Annotated in this window: 15 protein-coding genes; 7 read left to right on the top strand and 8 right to left on the bottom strand. The window is 51.4% G+C overall.

The genetic code is table 11. The features are described from left to right. The first annotated feature begins 357 nt into the window (after nucleotides 1-357). Nucleotides 358-642: a hypothetical protein gene (locus J1778_RS07610; protein WP_238484606.1), complete on the top strand. Its 285-nt coding sequence runs from the start codon at nucleotides 358-360 to the stop codon at nucleotides 640-642. 106 nt (nucleotides 643-748) lie between these two features. On the opposite strand, the gene J1778_RS07605 is transcribed toward J1778_RS07610, so the two are convergent. Both J1778_RS07605 and J1778_RS07600 read right to left on the bottom strand, forming a co-directional pair. After that, nucleotides 749-1,195, bottom strand: a complete 447-nt coding sequence (locus J1778_RS07605) for a universal stress protein (RefSeq protein ID WP_217172651.1) — start codon at nucleotides 1,193-1,195, stop codon at nucleotides 749-751. Between the two features lie 29 nt (nucleotides 1,196-1,224). After that, the gene (locus J1778_RS07600) at nucleotides 1,225-2,004 is read right to left on the bottom strand and encodes an IclR family transcriptional regulator (protein ID WP_217172650.1); all 780 of its coding nucleotides are present in this window, start codon (nucleotides 2,002-2,004) and stop codon (nucleotides 1,225-1,227) included. 257 nt (nucleotides 2,005-2,261) lie between these two features. On the opposite strand from J1778_RS07600, the gene J1778_RS07595 reads away from it, so the two are divergent. Together J1778_RS07595 and J1778_RS07590 are read left to right on the top strand one after the other, a co-directional pair. Further along, nucleotides 2,262-3,863: an MFS transporter gene (locus J1778_RS07595; RefSeq protein ID WP_217172649.1), complete on the top strand. Its 1,602-nt coding sequence runs from the start codon at nucleotides 2,262-2,264 to the stop codon at nucleotides 3,861-3,863. A 56-nt stretch (nucleotides 3,864-3,919) separates the two neighbouring features. Next, a complete protein-coding gene (locus J1778_RS07590) occupies nucleotides 3,920-4,951 on the top strand; it encodes an HlyD family secretion protein (RefSeq protein ID WP_217172648.1) in 1,032 nt (343 codons plus the stop codon). 87 nt (nucleotides 4,952-5,038) lie between these two features. Here J1778_RS07590 and mdoC read toward each other — a convergent pair whose 3' ends face one another. Next, entirely contained in the window at nucleotides 5,039-6,223 is a 1,185-nt protein-coding gene (mdoC, locus tag J1778_RS07585) for a glucans biosynthesis protein MdoC (protein WP_217172647.1), read from the bottom strand. 333 nt (nucleotides 6,224-6,556) lie between these two features. Here mdoC and J1778_RS07580 point away from each other — a divergent pair, with 333 nt between their 5' ends. The 3 genes from J1778_RS07580 to J1778_RS07570 all read left to right on the top strand — a co-directional run bounded on the left by J1778_RS07580 (nucleotide 6,557) and on the right by J1778_RS07570 (nucleotide 11,117). Further along, nucleotides 6,557-8,092: a glucan biosynthesis protein G gene (locus tag J1778_RS07580; protein WP_217172689.1), complete on the top strand. Its 1,536-nt coding sequence runs from the start codon at nucleotides 6,557-6,559 to the stop codon at nucleotides 8,090-8,092. Beyond that, nucleotides 8,085-10,667 carry a glucans biosynthesis glucosyltransferase MdoH gene (gene mdoH / locus J1778_RS07575; protein ID WP_217172646.1) on the top strand — a complete coding sequence of 861 codons (2,583 nt, stop codon included), beginning with the start codon at nucleotides 8,085-8,087 and terminating at the stop codon, nucleotides 10,665-10,667. The genes J1778_RS07580 and mdoH overlap by 8 nt, the downstream gene beginning before the upstream one ends. Before the next feature lie 204 nt (nucleotides 10,668-10,871). After that, nucleotides 10,872-11,117 (top strand): YceK/YidQ family lipoprotein, encoded by a 246-nt coding sequence (locus tag J1778_RS07570; RefSeq protein WP_217172645.1) that lies wholly within the window; start codon nucleotides 10,872-10,874, stop codon nucleotides 11,115-11,117. Between the two features lie 16 nt (nucleotides 11,118-11,133). Here the strand turns inward: J1778_RS07570 and J1778_RS07565 are convergent, their stop codons facing one another. Beyond that, the gene (locus tag J1778_RS07565) at nucleotides 11,134-11,541 is read right to left on the bottom strand and encodes a MysB family protein (RefSeq protein ID WP_217150988.1); all 408 of its coding nucleotides are present in this window, start codon (nucleotides 11,539-11,541) and stop codon (nucleotides 11,134-11,136) included. Nucleotides 11,542-11,755: 214 nt separating this feature from the next. On the opposite strand from J1778_RS07565, the gene J1778_RS07560 reads away from it, so the two are divergent. After that, nucleotides 11,756-12,154, top strand: a complete 399-nt coding sequence (locus J1778_RS07560; RefSeq protein ID WP_217172644.1) for a VOC family protein — start codon at nucleotides 11,756-11,758, stop codon at nucleotides 12,152-12,154. Between the two features lie 40 nt (nucleotides 12,155-12,194). On the opposite strand, the gene mdtG is transcribed toward J1778_RS07560, so the two are convergent. From mdtG to J1778_RS07540, 4 genes are all read right to left on the bottom strand, one after another. Continuing rightward, entirely contained in the window at nucleotides 12,195-13,433 is a 1,239-nt protein-coding gene (gene mdtG, locus J1778_RS07555; protein ID WP_217172643.1) for a multidrug efflux MFS transporter MdtG, read from the bottom strand. A 285-nt stretch (nucleotides 13,434-13,718) separates the two neighbouring features. Then, on the bottom strand, nucleotides 13,719-14,153 hold the full coding sequence (locus tag J1778_RS07550) for a DoxX family protein (protein ID WP_217172642.1): 435 nt from the start codon (nucleotides 14,151-14,153) through the stop codon (nucleotides 13,719-13,721). A 209-nt stretch (nucleotides 14,154-14,362) separates the two neighbouring features. Further along, on the bottom strand, nucleotides 14,363-15,298 hold the full coding sequence (locus J1778_RS07545) for a Kdo(2)-lipid IV(A) acyltransferase (RefSeq protein WP_217172641.1): 936 nt from the start codon (nucleotides 15,296-15,298) through the stop codon (nucleotides 14,363-14,365). Between the two features lie 343 nt (nucleotides 15,299-15,641). Beyond that, entirely contained in the window at nucleotides 15,642-16,739 is a 1,098-nt protein-coding gene (locus J1778_RS07540) for an NADH:flavin oxidoreductase/NADH oxidase (RefSeq protein ID WP_217172640.1), read from the bottom strand. Nucleotides 16,740-16,749: the final 10 nt, after the last annotated feature.

Here is a 16,749-nt window from a genome sequence, read left to right as displayed (position 1 = left end):
TAAAACAGATTCAGGGAACAGGGTTGGCAGTGGCGATGCGAAGGCATCCCCAATGTCAGTTCTGTTCCTCTCACCTCTTATGCCGAATCCCCTCTATTTTTTGAAATTCCTTTAGCTGAGTTAATCACAACATTAATAATATAATTTAATCTATTTTTTTAAATTATATTTAATTCAAACATCCTGCCCGCTAATAACTAAATGTTCATAGAATGAATTTTTCAGAGTAATTGCTGCTTGCTAAAGGCCATTGATATGTTAATTTCTTGTTATATGAAATCAGCAATGGATGGCTCGAACGCGACGCGTGCCTGATGTCATAGCTGCACCTTAGGGAAAATTTTTCAGGTACGTAATATGTCTTTTACCGAGATTATCCCTATGCAATTGATTAAAAATGATTATGAGTACCGGGTGTGGATGCTGAATGCCTATTTTTATCAGGATGATATGGAGGGAGATAAACTGCTGACCGATGAGGAAATGGATGATTTTCTCTTTGAATATCGGCCACAGGAATATCCTTGTTTAGGCACAGTAACGCCGTCGAAAGAAAGCTCGCTGGAACTGGATATCACTTTCTTTTACCGGGATCACATCAGTGAGTGGGCAAAATCGATGGGGCTGATAAATACCAAGTAATACTTTTGCTAAACACTTATTTTCTTTGTGAATAATGAAAAGCGCCGTCCGGCGCTTTTTGCTTTTATAACGATGAGTTTATCACTACGGGTTTATAACTAAGAGTTTAATTACCCCGAACTTCAACCAGCACCGGGCAGGGCGAACCTTCGATCACTTCGGCGCTGACCGAACCTTTCATCATGCGACCAAAAGTGGAAAGCTGGCGGTGGCCGATAACGATCACGCAAGCATTGATTCTTGCGGCTTCAGCCACCAGCGCTTCACCCGCAGGCCCGACAATCAGATTACCTTTGGCACGGATACCTGCCTGTTTCAGCGTGTCTATTGCCTGACCGACGACTGCCCGCGCGGTATTTTGCTCTGCTTCAGCCGGCGGATAATCAACAATTTCCCCCGGTTCATCTCCGTTGTCTTCCAGAGCATAAGATTCATCAACACAACAGGTGACATAGACGGTAGAAGACTGGCCTTTAGCCAACTGACAGGCAAGAGCTGTAACAAAAGGGGACTGCTTTGAACCGTCCACAGCCAATAAAATGACATCAAACACGGAAACTCCTTTATTCATTTTTCGCACTGTTATTTGTTCTCACCCATCTTGCCGATTTCACCAATCAGGGCCATTTTACACTCCAGCAAGGCTTCGCGGATTTGTGCTTCTTTGGCTGCGCGGCGGGCCGTCGGGAAAAGTACGGAGACGGAGTATCGCCCCAGGATCGTATCTATTGCCACGGCAAGTGTGGTGACGCCGCTGACGGTTTCGCCTTCTTCCATCGCCATTCCGCTTTCACGCACAACGGCAACTTTTTCCAGCAGGGAATCAATTGTGCGGACGGTATTCTCGGTTGCCGGTTCCAGAACCTCACCCACCAGAATGCGGATTTCTTCATCCGTTTTCAGCGAGAGCAGGGCGCGGCCGCCTGATGTGCTGTAGATCGGCAGATTCAAACCGACGCGGGGAACGACGCGTAATTCCCGCTCGGCCACGATGCTGTGAATATTGGCAATCTGGCGGCCACTCGCACGCCCCAGTGAAACAGTTTCCTGCGTGATGTCGCAAAGCTGGCGCAGGAAAGGGGAGGCGATGGCAATCACATCAGTATGCACGGTGGAAACCAGTTTCAGCAGTGTCGGGCCTAAACGCACGCCACCGCTGCCTTCCGAACGCACTAAACCTTCCTCGGCCAGCGCCGCGACGATGCGCTGCACGGTTGAGCGGGGCAGATCTACCTCATTGGCAATTGCGCCAAGACTCATACCCTGCGGGTGTTTTCCCAGTGCATTTAGAATGGTCGCGGCACGCGAGATAACCTGGATCCCACTGCTGCGTTCTTCGTCTGCCGGAATGTCCTGAGCCATCATTTCTCCTTTTCACCCAAGGGTGATCCCAATCTGGATCCTGAGCGGTCAATGTAATGGCTCGGCGAGTGAAAAACAATTTTAATCACATTGCAATACAGTGCACCGTATTATAGTATTTCTGCGTGTATCACGATGTGGTGCATTGCATCGAAATATATGTGATCTACCCGATGTTTGTAGCTCATGCGGTACAAAACCTGCCTTTTCCTCTCACCGTACCCATAAAGCGGTGAAGTTAATGAGTTGATGAATCTATGAATCAGTCAGTCACCGCGGCACCTGCCGCCACGATGCCTGTTCCGCAGCCTTTCACCCTGAGGCTGGTGATCGGGCTAATCGGCGTATTAATCGCCTCGCTCTGTTCAGGTCTTAACAACCGTGTCACTGATATCGCGCTCGCGGATGTGCGCGGCGCGCTGAGTATCAGTTCAGATCAGGGCTCATGGCTGACTGGTGCTTATCAGGCCGCGGAAGTTTCAGCGATGATGCTGGCACCGTGGTTTGCTATGACGTTTTCGCTACGTCGTTTCACTCTGTTTGCCACGACGGGCTTTCTGGTTCTGGCAGCGGTTCTGCCTTATTCCCCCAATTTGCCAGTGTTTATCGCATTACGTGCTGTACAGGGGATTTTTGGCGGTGCGTTACCACCGTTGCTGATGACGGCGGCACTGCGATTCATGCCGCCGCATCTTAAGTTGTACGGGCTGAGTGCCTATGCGCTGACGGCGACGTTCGGGCCAAATATGGCCACTTCACTGGCGGCAATCTGGACGGATTACGTTGGCTGGGAATGGGTATTCTGGCAGGTGATCCCGCCCTGTCTTCTGGCGTTCATTATGATCGGTTACGGTCTGCCACAGGATCCGTTACGCCTTGAGCGTTTTAAACAGATGGATACCGTGGGAATGCTGACCGGGCCCGCAGGGATCACTCTGTTAGTGCTGGCGTTGCAGCAGGGCGAGCGGCTGGACTGGTTCAACTCTTCGCTTATTACACTGATGTTTTTCGGTGCACTCGGCCTGCTGACACTTTTCCTGGTAAATGAATGGCACCATCCGCTGCCTCTTTTCAAATTACAGATGCTGCGTCGGCATAATCTGGCGCATGGCCTGATCACGCTCTTCGCGCTGATGTTTCTTTTCTTATCCGGCTCGGCATTGCCTGCCAGTTATATGGAGCAAGCTGGCGGATTCCGCGCAGTGCAGGTCGGGCCGCTGGCGCTGACAATAGGTTTGCCGCAGTTATTGCTCGCGCCGCTGGTGGCCTTCGTGCTGACCATGCGCTGGATAGACAGCCGCTGGGTGCTGGCCTGCGGGTTAGGGCTGGTGGGTTTGTCCTGTTTTCTGGGAATGCAGATCACCGGTGTCTGGTCGCGCGAAAACTTTTATCTGATCCAGATAATGCAGGCTTTCGGGCAACCGATGGCGGTGCTGCCGATTCTGATGAGCGCCACCAGCGTGGTTCAGCCTCAGGAAGGGCCTTTTGCTTCGGCGATGTTCAACACTACCCGCGGGCTGGGCAGTGTCATGGGCGGCTCGCTTGTGGCGGTTTTTGTCAGCCATCGTGAACAGTTTCATTCCAGTGTTTTACTTAATCATGCCGGCAGTGTGAGTTATCTGCTGTCCCAGCCTTATGCCGGCGACAGCACTTTTCTTGCGCCGCTGAACAGCAATGGTGCCGCGATTTCGACAGAAGTTCTGACTCAGTTTTCCAAAGGTGTGAAACAGCAGGCGCTCGTGCTGGGGATATCAGACACCTATATGGTCATCATCGGGCTGGCACTGTTTCTGGTTTTGCTGGCCGCCGTTTTGCCGAAACGGACTTATCCGCCTCAGTCGCTGGTTAAGCGCCCCTGAAAGCAGCATCACCTGACTATTTGAATTTACTATAAAAAAAACGAGAGAAAAGAATCATGACTAAAACCTCATCCGTCCGCCTGAGCTGGCTGGTTGCCGCTGTGGTGGTGATATCTCTGGCGGTCATCGCTTTCTGGATCCTCAGCGGAAACTCGCGGCCTGTCACCGATGATGCCTTTGTTTCTGCGGATTCCACGCTGGTTGCTCCGCGGATTTCCGGCACTGTCGCTGAGGTTTATGTGCAGGACAACCAGAGCGTGAAAGCGGGCGATGTGCTGGCAAAAATAGACGACCGGGATTACCGCAACGCGGTGCTGACTGCTGAAGCTAATCTGGAAACAGCCAATGCGCAGATGCTCAGCCTTACCGCACAACTGGCTAAGCAACAGCAAACTATTTTGCAGGCGCAGGCACTGGTGAATTCAGATGCCGCAAGCATTGCTTATGCGCGCCAGAGCGCGGATCGCTACAAACGACTGCTGCAAAATGGGTCTGGTACCGCGGATGCACGTGATGAATCTGATGCCAATTTACGTGCAAAACTGGCTTCGCAGCAAAGTGATATAGCCGCGGCACTGGGCGCTGAAAAGCAGGTGGATGTCCTGAAAGCAGAGCAGGCGCAGGCTAAAGCTGGAATCGATTCAGCGGCTACGGCGCTTGCGCAGGCCAAACTGAATCTTTCTTATACTGAAATTACCGCACCGGTGGACGGCGTGGTCGGCCAGCGTTCGTTGCGTGTTGGCGGATATGTTAGCGAGGGTACTCGCGTTCTGGCGATTGTGCCGCTGAAGGACGCGTATATTGTGGCGAACTATCTGGAAACTCAATTGGGTGATGTGCATACCGGGCTGCCGGTAGAAATTAAAGTCGATGCGCTGCCGGGCGTGGTGCTGAAAGGCAAAGTGGACAGTATCTCGCCGGCAACCGGCGTGACGTTTTCACCGATTTCACCTGATAACGCGACAGGAAATTACACTAAAGTTGTCCAGCGTCTGGCAGTGAAAATTGTGCTGGATGCGCATCAGCCTGATGCCTGTCGTCTGAAAGTGGGGATGTCTGTGATCCCGTCGATTCAGACAGGGCGCTGATAAAGCGCCGGCTCAGGAATTAAAAAGGCGGCGCTGCATCAGCAGGGCCGCCTTTTCTTTGTGTCCGCAAATCTGTCCGCAGAGTGATCAGGATGCCTGATTTTGGGGAGGCGTCGGCTCAGAAGCGTTTTTCTTTACCGGATGCTGCGGTTTACCTGAGAACAGGAAACGCAGGATCGGGATGCGTTTGTGAACCTCATACAGGAAGAACGCGATACCGAACACAAACACCAGTCCCAACAGGAAGCCCAGCCAGTCGCTTTGAATCTTCGGCGTAATAAAAGCACCGTAAATCAGCGTTAAAGGATGGTGGATCAGGTAGATAAACAGCGATGAATTCACCAGATAGGTTATCCACGGTGCCTGGAAATTTAGCAGGTAATGGCTGAACGAGAACACCACGTTAACCATCAGGATGCCCAGCAGGGTAGTGATGATGGCATCAATCTCCATCGAATAAAGCTGCGGGGTATTCACATGCTGATTGAACATGTAAGCCACGAACAGGAAGATGCTGACTACACCCGCCGTTGCCGAAGGTTTCAGGAACAACTCTTTCAGCCAGGAGAATTTATAAGCAAACGCGCCGATGACGAAAAATGGCAGATAAAACAACGTCTGCATAACGATGAAATTAAACGCACCGTTTGAAAGTAGCTCAGGCGCAAAAAGATACAGGCTTCTGTTAAATGCCGCGTAAATTAAACCGATAAACAAAAATATAATTGAGAGTTTTCCTAAGCTGTTTGTCCGGCTTTTAATAATTTGAATACGACTACTCTTAATTTCTTTAATATATTTGAAGAGGTAAAAACAAATACTGGTAAGAATAACCAGCGTTAAAAGGAACCATAAATGGGAGACCAGTTCCCAGACGGTGGCATTAATTTTCTGATAAAAACCCATGTTGTTCCAGCCGGAGAACTTATCAGTAAATTTCATCAGGAAATAGAGCTGAGGAAGGGTGATGAGCGGGAAGGCCGCCGCCAGCGGGATGGCAACGCGCTCCAGGCGCACCTTCAGCCATTGCTGGGGATTGTAGCGCTCATACAGCATATAAGAAAAATACCCGGAGATGACAAAGAACACCTGCATCCGGAATGCGTGTATGACATCATTGAATATTGTCAGGCCGTCAGAGGGTATTGCACTGTTTACCGCCCAGATATGACTGGAGTAAATCAATGATATATGGAAAGGAATACCCAGCAGCATCAAATATGCGCGGATGGAGTCTAAGAAGAACTCACGTTGTGGTTTCTGTTCTTTCATTACGTATCCGTGGTAGAGAGCTCATCCTAATTTTAGAGCGTGATTTGTCTTTAGGCCTAATTTTACCAGTAAGCAAAAATGACCTTCGTTGACATTAGTTTAGTTTCTAACCTTAAAACATGCTTTGTTATAGGACAAGTTTCCATAGCCGGAGTTTCAACGAATTGATATCCTTGTATCCTGTTGCGCTTAAACGGTTCATCAATGGCTGAACCATCGACTGCTCAAGTTGTCGGAAACCTGACACTTCCCTTAAAATAGTTACAGTTAACGAGTTAAGCGCGCGTAAAAGGAGACAAGGTGTCGGATAAAAATTTTTCCATAGGGTCACGTATGATCAAAGTCCGTTTGCTAAGTGCCGCAGTGTTGATGACCATGTTCACCTCATCTGCCTGGGCTTTTTCTATAGATGATGTTGCCAAACAAGCGAAGGCATTAGCCGATAAAGGTTACGAAGCGCCGAAAAGCAATCTTCCGTCTCAGTTCCGCGATCTCAAATTCGCAGATTACCAACAAATTCAATTCAATCATGATAAAGCGTACTGGAAAAACCTGAATACGCCTTTCAAGCTTGAGTTTTATCATCAGGGTATGTACTTCGACACGCCGGTTAAAATCAACGAAGTGACGGCGAACTCAGTTAAAGAAATCAAATACAGCCCGGACTACTTCAACTTTGGCAACGTCAAACATGACGCTGACTCAGTGAAAAACCTCGGCTTTGCCGGCTTCAAAGTGCTTTACCCGATCAATAAAGCCGACAAAGATGATGAAATTATGAGTGTGCTGGGTGCCAGCTACTTCCGCGTCATCGGTAAAGGTCAGGTTTATGGCTTGTCTGCACGTGGTCTGGCAATCGACACGGCACTGGCTTCCGGCGAAGAATTCCCGCGTTTCCGCGAGTTCTGGATCGAGCGTCCAAACCCGGATGAAAAACATTTAGTCATTTATGCGTTGCTGGATTCTCCACGTGCAACCGGTGCTTACCGTCTGGACGTTTACCCTGGCAAAGAAGCGACGGTGGATGTGCAGTCTCAGGTTTATCTGCGCGACAAAGTGGGCAAGCTGGGTGTGGCACCATTAACCAGCATGTTCCTGTTTGGCGCAAATCAGCCTTCACCGGTACTGAACTATCGTCCGGCGCTGCATGATTCCAACGGTCTGTCGATTCATGCCGGTAACGGTGAATGGATCTGGCGTCCGCTGAACAATCCGAAACACCTTGCGGTCAGCCAGTTCTCAATGGAAAACCCGAAAGGTTTTGGCCTGCTGCAACGGGGTCGCAGCTTCTCCAACTTCGAAGATTTGGACGATCGTTACGACTTGCGTCCGAGCGGTTGGGTTGAGACCAAAGGCGACTGGGGCAAAGGTAAAGTTGAGCTGGTCGAAATTCCGACGGCTGATGAAACCAATGACAACATCGTTGCGTTCTGGACACCGGATCAATTGCCGGATGCAGGCAAACCGCTGAGTCTGAACTATCGTTTACACTTCACCCGTGAAGAGGAGAAGTTACATTCTCCTGATCTGGCGTGGGTTGAACGGACAATGCGTTCTACCGGTGATGTGAAACAGTCGAACCTGATCCGTGAGCCAGATGGCAGTGTTGCTTTCCTGATTGATTTCGTCGGTCCAAATCTGAAAGCACTGAAGAGCGACACTCCGGTGGCGTCTCAGGTCAGCGTTGGTGACAACGGTGATCTGGTTGAAAACTCCGTCCGCTATAATCCTGTCACTAAAGGCTGGCGTCTGACCCTGCGTCTGAAAGTGAAGGATCCGAAGAAAGCGATTGAAATGCGCGCTTCTCTGGCCAATGGCGACAAAACTCTGAGTGAAACCTGGAGCTATCAGCTGCCTGCAAATGAATAAGTCAACGCACTCTACTCAAGATTATGTAGAAGCTTTGCCGCTTACTGATGAACAGAAAGCGGCGCTCACTCAGCAGCTTCCCGTTGCTGAAGAGCAGGCTTTTGCAACCGTCCATCACCGCTTAGGCGGTGATGTGTCGGCCATCGTTGATGCTGCGGATCCTGATGCCCCTTTGGTGTCAGTCAAAGCACGCGTCAGCGCAAGCTGGCCAGACGCCCGGGAGAAGGGTTCTCTGGACGAAGTCGATAACGAAGGCCGTACCATCGCCAGCGCAATGCCACCGGTTAAACGCTCCAGCATGTTCCCTGATGTCTGGCGCACCAACCCGGTCGGTCGTTTCTGGGATAACCTGATGGGGCGCAGTGCGGCTTCCCGCCATCGTGCCTCAGAAATGCCTGAGTCGGAAAAGCGCTGGCGCCATGCGGGTTCTGTTCGTCGTTACATCCTGCTTATCCTGATGCTGGTGCAAACGGCGATCGCCACCTGGTATATGAAAACCATCCTGCCTTATCAGGGCTGGGCGCTCATCGACCCAAGCGATATGTTGAATCAGGACTGGCAACAGTCGGTTCTGCAATTGCTGCCTTATGTCTTACAGACCGGTATTCTGGTGCTGTTCGCGATATTGTTCTGCTGGGTTTCGGCCGGTTTTTGGACCGCACTGATGGGCTTTTTACAATTGCTCATTGGTCGCGACAAATACAGCATTACGGCATCGACTAAGGGCAATGAGCCGCTGAATCCGAACAACCGTACTGCGCTGATCATGCCAATTTGTAACGAAGACGTGGAGCGCGTTTTCGCGGGTCTTCGTGCAACGTATGAATCCGTTAAAGCAACCGGTGACCTGGACCAGTTTGATATCTACGTACTGAGCGACAGTTACGATCCGGATATTTGCGTCGCGGAACAAAAAGCCTGGATGGAAGTGTGCCGCGATGTTGAAGGTCACGGACGTATCTTCTATCGCCGTCGCCGTCGCCGTGTGAAACGTAAAAGCGGAAACATTGATGACTGGTGCCGTCGCTGGGGCGGGGAATATGCCTACATGGTTATTCTCGATGCCGACAGCGTGATGAGCGGTGAATGTCTGACCGGTCTGGCGCGTCTGATGGATGCTAACCCGAACGCCGGTATTATTCAGTCTGCGCCAAAAGCGTCAGGCATGGATACGCTGTATGCACGTTGCCAGCAGTTTGCAACCCGTGTTTACGGCCCGCTGTTCACTGCCGGTTTGCACTTCTGGCAGTTGGGGGAATCTCACTACTGGGGCCATAACGCGATTATCCGCGTGAAGCCGTTCATCGAACACTGTGCGCTGGCGCCATTGCCGGGCGAAGGTTCATTTGCCGGTTCCATCATGTCTCATGACTTTGTGGAAGCCGCGCTGATGCGCCGTGCAGGCTGGGGCGTGTGGATTGCCTATGATCTGCCGGGCAGTTACGAAGAGTTACCGCCAAACCTGCTGGATGAGCTGAAACGCGACCGCCGCTGGTGTCACGGGAACCTGATGAACTTCCGTCTGTTCCTGGTTAAAGGGATGCACCCGGTTCACCGTGCGGTGTTCCTGACGGGCGTAATGTCTTATCTTTCTGCTCCGTTGTGGTTTACGTTCCTTGCATTGTCTACGGCATTGCAGGTCGTTCATACGCTGATGGAACCGCAATACTTCCTGCAACCACGCCAGTTATTCCCGGTGTGGCCGCAGTGGCGTCCTGAGCTGGCAATAGCCTTGTTCTCGACCACCATGGTCTTGCTGTTCCTGCCGAAGCTGCTGAGTATCGTGCTGATTTGGGCGAAGGGCGCGAAAGAGTTTGGCGGTGCATTCCGCCTGCTGGTTTCGATGTTCCTTGAGATGTTGTTCTCGGTACTGCTTGCGCCGGTACGTATGCTGTTCCACACCGTTTTCGTGGTCAGCGCGTTCCTGGGATGGGAAGTAGTCTGGAACTCACCGCAGCGTGATGATGATGACACGCCATGGGGCGAAGCCTTTAAACGTCACGGATCTCAGTTGTTGCTGGGTGCTGTCTGGGCGGCCGGTATGGCGTGGCTGGACTTGCGTTTCCTGTGGTGGCTGGCGCCAATCGTCTTCTCTCTGATCCTCTCGCCAATTGTTTCGGTGCTGTCGAGCCGGGCAACGCTTGGGATTAAGAGTAAAAGAGCCAAGCTGTTCCTGATCCCGGAAGAGTACAATCCTCCGCGTGAACTGGTGGCGACTGAAGAATACCTGACGCTTAACCGTGAACGTAAGCTGCAAAATGGCTTCATGCACGCGGTATTTGATCCGGGCTTCAATGCACTGGCAACGGCGATGGCCACTTCCCGCCATCTGCTGCGTGATGCAGTAGAAAACGGACGTCGTGCTCATCTGGATCATGCGCTGAAAACCGGTCCTAAGGATCTGGGTAAAGCGGATCGTCTGATTCTGCTGAGCGATCCGGTGCTGATGGCACGTTTACACTCAGCGGTGTGGACGCAACCGGATCACCAGGCATGGGGCGCTTACTACAATCAGCTGCCGCGTAATGTCCAGGCATTCCCTGTTACGCAGACGCTGGAAGTAAAACCCGCCTGACTGACAGTGCAGGGCTAAAAACGGGCAGTATGTGTGAACATACTGCCCGTTTTCTTTAGGTGCGAAGACAGGTAATCTTTAGCGGTTTCCGCTGTAAATTTTACCTCCCCTTAACATTGCAGGAAGCACACGCGTGCTAAGCTGACAGCGCAATTTTGCGCTGAAGAGCGTGCTTCTTTTAATTTGATTCGACAGGTTGTGTGAGTGATTACTCGGGTTGTTTTTCGTGGATTTGTGCTGGCGTTACTGACCATTCTGCTTGCCGGTTGCGGCAGTATCATCAGCCGTACTGTTCCGGGGCAGGGACACGGCAACCAGTATTATCCCGGTGTGCAGTGGGATTTACGTGACAGCCCGTGGCGCTACGTCACCGTCATTGACGTCCCTTTATCAATGATTGTCGACACCTTTATGTTGCCGATTGATGCACGCCACGGGCCTTATGAATGAGTCTTAATCCGTGCCCTTAATCGATATCGCGGCCAGGATACTCGTCTTCGTCATCCCATTCTTCCGCTGCGGCTTCACCTTCTTCCGTATCAAGTTGCGGCTCGTGCTGGAATTCGCCTTCATCCCATTCATATAACGTGGCTTCGTCATCCCACTCTTCTTCAAGTTCTATCTGGTCATAGTCCTCGTCAAAGATAGCCTGCGCTGCCGCACCGCTGCGGAATGTCAGTGCGTCGACAGCTTCGCCTTCACCGGTGAGAAATTCTGCCTGCCACATGATATCGCCATCCTGCATGATGTACTTTTGCAGGTTGAACTGATCCGGAACGGGCTCTTCATCGCCCTGGATCCTGTCTTGCGCAGCTTCGAGAAATTCTTCGCGGGCGGCATCAATAGCTTCTTCAAGCGTTGCGTACATGCTCATTGTTGTCTCCTGAGTTGAAAGGAAAATAGGGGGTGTAGCAAATAGCGTTATTAATGAACAAGTAACGACCATCTGACAGTGAAAAACCTGATTAAATGATTGTTGTCGATAACTGACAGGATGCAAGTTTTCAGACCAAATCAGTCGGATTTTTTTCTGCTATTCTCAATTTCTTGCCGGTGACTTTCATCAGATACAAGTAAAGAGGGTGCAAATGGTTTCACGACAGGCAGTTCTGCGGGTGGCGCGTCCGACGGATAATCTTGAGCCGTTAGTGCGGATGTATTGTGAGGGGCTGGGTTTCGGGGTGATCGGGAATTTTAGCGATCATCAGGGATTTGACGGCGTGCTGGTGGGGCATCCGCATCACCATTACCACCTTGAATTCACGCATCACCACGGTACATCGGCAGGACGGGCGCCGACACCGGACAACCTCCTGGTGTTCTATATCCCGGATAACGGGGAGTGGCAGAGGCAGTGCGAGCTGATGTCAAAAGCGGGCTTTATCGCCGTGCCTTCGTTTAATCCCTACTGGGATGAATGTGGTAAAACCTTTGAGGATATTGATGGTTATCGCGTGGTTCTGGCTCTGCGTGACTGGACCGTCTAGAGGCAAGCATCAGAATAACTCCTGCGACGCCTGTCAGGCACTAGTCTGCCATCGCCTGTTTAGGCCGGCGTTGCAGACACCAGTACGAATATCCCGCATTAAACAGCACGACCATCGCCGTGACGAAAAATACCGTACGAAAGCCGTAACTGGCGGAGACCGCGGCTCCCAATAACGGACCGGTGACATTCCCCACATCGCGGAAAGACTGGTTGTAGCTGAATACGCGTCCGGCAACCTGATTGGTGCAGTTATAAATCAGTAACGTCTGCACGGCGGGAAGCAGTGCGCCATCACAGGCCCCCAGCAGAAAGCGCAAAATACCCAGTTGTAACGGCGTCTGGACAAAAGCCATGGGGATCAGGAGGAACACTGACAGCGCCAGCATCGCCACCAGAATGCGCTCCGGTCCAATCCGGTCGCCAAGTTTGCCCAAACGGGGCGCACTCATCAACGCAGCAACACCTGGCACTGAGGCAATCATCCCGCTGATAAACGCCAGGTTCTGCGTATTACCCGCCAGTTCACGGACATACAACGTCAGTATCGGCGCAATTGAACCGGTCGCAATCTGAATGATCAACGTAGTGACGAACAGACATAACACCAGCTTGGGATTTTTCAGCGAAGCGAAAACTTGCTTACGGTTGAGCATGTCTTTTTTGTTCACTGGCACGAACTGCTCGCGGATGAAATACAGCGTCATCAGAAAACACAGGAATAACACGCAGGCGGTAATGAAGAATACAGGACGTAAACCGTAACTGTCGGCGAGCAATCCCCCGACCAGCGGGCCGATCAGTGCGCCGCTGACAGCACCGGTTGACAACGTGCCCAGCGCCCAGCCGCTTTTATTGCGCGGAATTTGGGTGGCGATCAGCGCATTGGCATTAGGGACGAATCCGCCAAGAAGCCCGAGGAGCGCGCGCAGGATCAGAAATTGCCAGATATTTTGTGCGAAGCCCATCAGCGCCATGACAATGGCCATGCCCAGCGCGGAACGCAGCAGCATGATCTTTCGACCTTTACGGTCAGCGAGTCCGCCCCAGAAAGGTGAAGCGATAGCGGAGAACAGGAAGGTAATACTAAAAACTAGCCCCGACCACATATTCAGGGACTCATGGCCGGTCACACCGAGGGTTTCTATATACAGGGGCAGGAACGGCATGATCAGGCTGAATGCGGCACCGGTCAGGAAGCAGCCAATCCAGGCGACATACAGATTACGTTTCCAGTTTATAGGATCTGGTGCGATTTCAGGTTCAGGTGCCGGAGTCATAAAATACCGAAAAAAGAGGTCAGGTTCGCTCTGGAATGACAGACGAAACAAGGCAGAGCACAAGTAACAATCAATTGGCTTGATAATTATGCGCCTAATTATCATTCACTTCAATGATGTTAATGAACTGTAACAAGAAGAACGAATATACAGGTTTAAGAAAATCGGTGGAGTAAAGAAGATCAAACCAAGGGGGAAAAATCCAAAAAAAACGGCCAGCAACGAAGCTGGCCGCGACAGACACAGATTTAATAACTGACCAGGATGACGCAAAAAAAGGAACGATTAACGCAGGGCTTCGTTCTTCATAATGGAGTAACGACCACTGCCCAGGAACATGATCACCAGACCACCGAAGAAGTACATGGCTTCACCTTCCAGACCCCATGCACCGACTTCCGTGATGGTAAAGAACTTGCCGGCCACTACCAGGAACACAGCGACTAAAATATTGAAGGCCATCACCAGCGCAGCAGGGCGGGTGAAAATACCTAGGATAATCAGCACCGGAGCTATTACTTCGCCAATGTAAGCGCCATAGGCGATGAAACCAGGCAGGCCTTCAGCTTGTAACATCTGGGCAATCCAGCCAACGCCGTTTTCCATTTTAGCCACGCCGTGAAATAAAATGAGAATACCAAAAGTCAAACGTAACAGCAGCTTACCGAAATCCTGATGATCAATGGCGCGGGTAAAAGAAGCGTTCAGTTTAGCCAACATAATGTGTTCCTTTTGAAGGTAACATGCCCGGAAGCGGGCAGGGGGCACGCGGCTCCAAAATCAGCGGAGTAATCACGTGAAGAAATTATGCAGAGAGTATTGGCCTAAACGGGATGGGATAAAATCTGATAAGTTTGAAGATGTCTGTCAAAAAAACTGTCGAAGCAAATCAAAAAACCGGCAGAAGCTGAGCCCGCCGGTTTTGTACGTTAATCTCTGAGCGCTTTATAGAGCGACGGTTCCCCTTGCGGGCGCGTTTTGAAGCGGCGGTGAAGCCACATGTATTGCTCCGGCGCCTGGCGGATTTCATCCTCCACCACTTTATTCATATAGGTCGCGGCGACAACTTCATCATCCAGCGGGAAGTCAGCCACCTGAGGATGAATGATCATCTCATAGCCTTTTCCCCCCGGCAGACGGCGCGGGGTGAACGGGATAATGGCCGGTTTGCCCATTCGCGCCAGCAGGTAGGTGCCGGTGGTGGTGGCGGCTTTATCCACTGCAAAGAAAGGGACGAATACGCTGGCACGCGGGCCGTAGTCGTGATCCGGTGCATACCAGATGATATCGCCCTGCTTGAGACTACGGATCATGCCTTTGAGATCTTTGCGATCGAGCATACCTTTATTCGAACGCATACGCCCTTTGGTCTGGATCCAGTCCATCAGTTTATTGTCGTGCGGACGATAAACGCCCACGCCCGGATTGTGAATGCCGAAAATGCGGGCTCCCAGCTCCAGTGTGAGGAAATGCACGCCAATCAGCAGCACGCCCTGTTTGTTGTCACGTGCGTGTTGGATATGCTCCAGACCGCTGACTTTGAACCAGCGCTCGATACGCCAGTCCGGCCAGAACCAGGCCATGCCGGTTTCAAATAAGCCCATTCCCACGGATTCAAAGTTTTTAACCACCATATCTTCAAGCTGTTCCGGATGCATATCCGGGAAGCACAACTCGATATTGCGCTGCGCGATTTTATAGCGACGCTTGAGAAAACGCATAGAGAAGCGGCCCAGTCCGGTGCCAAGTCGATAAATGACCGGATAAGGTAATAAGACCAGCGCATACAGCAACCCCAGACCAAGCCAGGTGATCCAGTAGCGTGGGTGCAGCAACGAAAGGTTAAAAGTCGGTACCTGAGTCATAGATTCTCTGCGTCAATCGATCGAAGTAGAAAGTTTATAAGCTCTGTCTAGTGCAGCAGCCTGCCACGGAAATACATCCATATTTCTATGGGAATAAAGGTTGTTCGTAATTATTTGCAGCAAAGTGCAACATTGTGGCATTTTTTTTGTATGAGGTGAAAATTCACGGCACTAATACCTCATTTTACTTATGGATTGGGTGAATGGAAAACAATGTGGTTTTTTTATGTACTCATCCGTTTTGCCACGGTATCCATGGCATCAAATATCAGTAGAGAAACGTTTTTTGTCAATTCAACAGGCAGCCCTGAAGGCTGCCTGTTGTGCTTTTGTGACTGAGGGATTATTCCGAATGGAACAGACCTTTCAGCCCGTGAGGCTCACTGCGCCAGTACTGTTTCGGAGCCGAGACTTTGGCACCCAGCTTCGCTGCGGCATGCCACGGCCAGCGCGGGTTGTATAAAATGCCACGTGCGAGGGCAATCATATCTGCCTGACCGGTGCCGATAATGGCTTCAGCCTGCTCCGGTTCGGTGATAAGTCCTACGGCGATCACCGGCATTTTCACATAGCGCTTGATGCCGTCAGCGAAAGGCACCTGATAGTTCGGGCCAACGGCGATTTTCTGATGCGGGCTGAGGCCACCGCTGGAGACGTGAATATAGCTGCAACCCAGTTTATCCAGCGCTTTAGCCAGTTCAATGGATTGCTCCAGATCCCAGCCCCCGTCCACCCAGTCAGTGGCAGAAATACGCACACCAATCGGTTTTTCAGCCGGGAATTCGGCACGGATTTCCTGGAAGATTTCCAGCAGCAGTCTCATACGGTTTTCCAGTGAGCCACCGTACTGATCCGTGCGCTGATTAGAAAGCGGTGACAGGAACTGATGCAGCAGATAACCATGAGCACCGTGCAGTTCGAGCAAGTCAAAGCCCAGACGATCAGCGCGACGGACAGTCTCCACGTACGCTTTTTTCAGCTCATCAATACGTGCCAGAGACATCGCCTCAGGTGCTTCAGTGCCCTCTGTAAAGGCAACAGCGGAAGGTGCGACAGTTTGCCAGCCGCCGGCAGATTTTGGGATTTGCGCGCCACCGTTCCACGGTGCAGCGCAGGAAGCTTTGCGACCGGCGTGTCCCAGTTGCAGACCCAGCGGCATTTTGCTGTTGGCGCGCAGTCCGGTAATCAGATCTTTCATCGCCGCTTCAGTGGCATCGTCCCATAACCCCAAATCCTCGGCAGAAATACGTCCTGCGGCTTCCACGGCAGTGGCTTCAAGGATAAGCAGACCTGCACCGGAGAAGGACAACTGACCCAGATGGGCATGGTGCCAGGCTGTGGCTTTTCCCTCATCGGAGGAATACTGACACATTGGTGCGATCACAATGCGGTTTTCCAGCGTCAGCTTGCCTAAGGAAATCGGTTCAAAAAGCTTACTCATATTTCATGCC

Source organism: Rahnella bonaserana, from assembly GCF_019049675.1.
Classification (GTDB): domain Bacteria; phylum Pseudomonadota; class Gammaproteobacteria; order Enterobacterales; family Enterobacteriaceae; genus Rahnella; species Rahnella bonaserana.
This window is presented reverse-complemented; position numbering and strand designations above follow the sequence as displayed.

Excerpts from the sequence above, each read along its gene's own strand:
- J1778_RS07610 (WP_238484606.1), top strand. The coding sequence starts at position 358 with ATGTCTTTTACCGAGATTATCCCTATGCAATTGATTAAAAATGATTAT.
- J1778_RS07600 (WP_217172650.1), bottom strand. The coding sequence starts at position 2,004 with ATGGCTCAGGACATTCCGGCAGACGAAGAACGCAGCAGTGGGATCCAG.
- J1778_RS07595 (WP_217172649.1), top strand. The coding sequence starts at position 2,262 with ATGAATCAGTCAGTCACCGCGGCACCTGCCGCCACGATGCCTGTTCCG.
- J1778_RS07590 (WP_217172648.1), top strand. The coding sequence starts at position 3,920 with ATGACTAAAACCTCATCCGTCCGCCTGAGCTGGCTGGTTGCCGCTGTG.
- mdoC (WP_217172647.1), bottom strand. The coding sequence starts at position 6,223 with ATGAAAGAACAGAAACCACAACGTGAGTTCTTCTTAGACTCCATCCGC.
- J1778_RS07580 (WP_217172689.1), top strand. The coding sequence starts at position 6,557 with ATGATCAAAGTCCGTTTGCTAAGTGCCGCAGTGTTGATGACCATGTTC.
- mdoH (WP_217172646.1), top strand. The coding sequence starts at position 8,085 with ATGAATAAGTCAACGCACTCTACTCAAGATTATGTAGAAGCTTTGCCG.
- J1778_RS07565 (WP_217150988.1), bottom strand. The coding sequence starts at position 11,541 with ATGAGCATGTACGCAACGCTTGAAGAAGCTATTGATGCCGCCCGCGAA.
- J1778_RS07560 (WP_217172644.1), top strand. The coding sequence starts at position 11,756 with ATGGTTTCACGACAGGCAGTTCTGCGGGTGGCGCGTCCGACGGATAAT.
- mdtG (WP_217172643.1), bottom strand. The coding sequence starts at position 13,433 with ATGACTCCGGCACCTGAACCTGAAATCGCACCAGATCCTATAAACTGG.
- J1778_RS07550 (WP_217172642.1), bottom strand. The coding sequence starts at position 14,153 with ATGTTGGCTAAACTGAACGCTTCTTTTACCCGCGCCATTGATCATCAG.
- J1778_RS07545 (WP_217172641.1), bottom strand. The coding sequence starts at position 15,298 with ATGACTCAGGTACCGACTTTTAACCTTTCGTTGCTGCACCCACGCTAC.
- J1778_RS07540 (WP_217172640.1), bottom strand. The coding sequence starts at position 16,739 with ATGAGTAAGCTTTTTGAACCGATTTCCTTAGGCAAGCTGACGCTGGAA.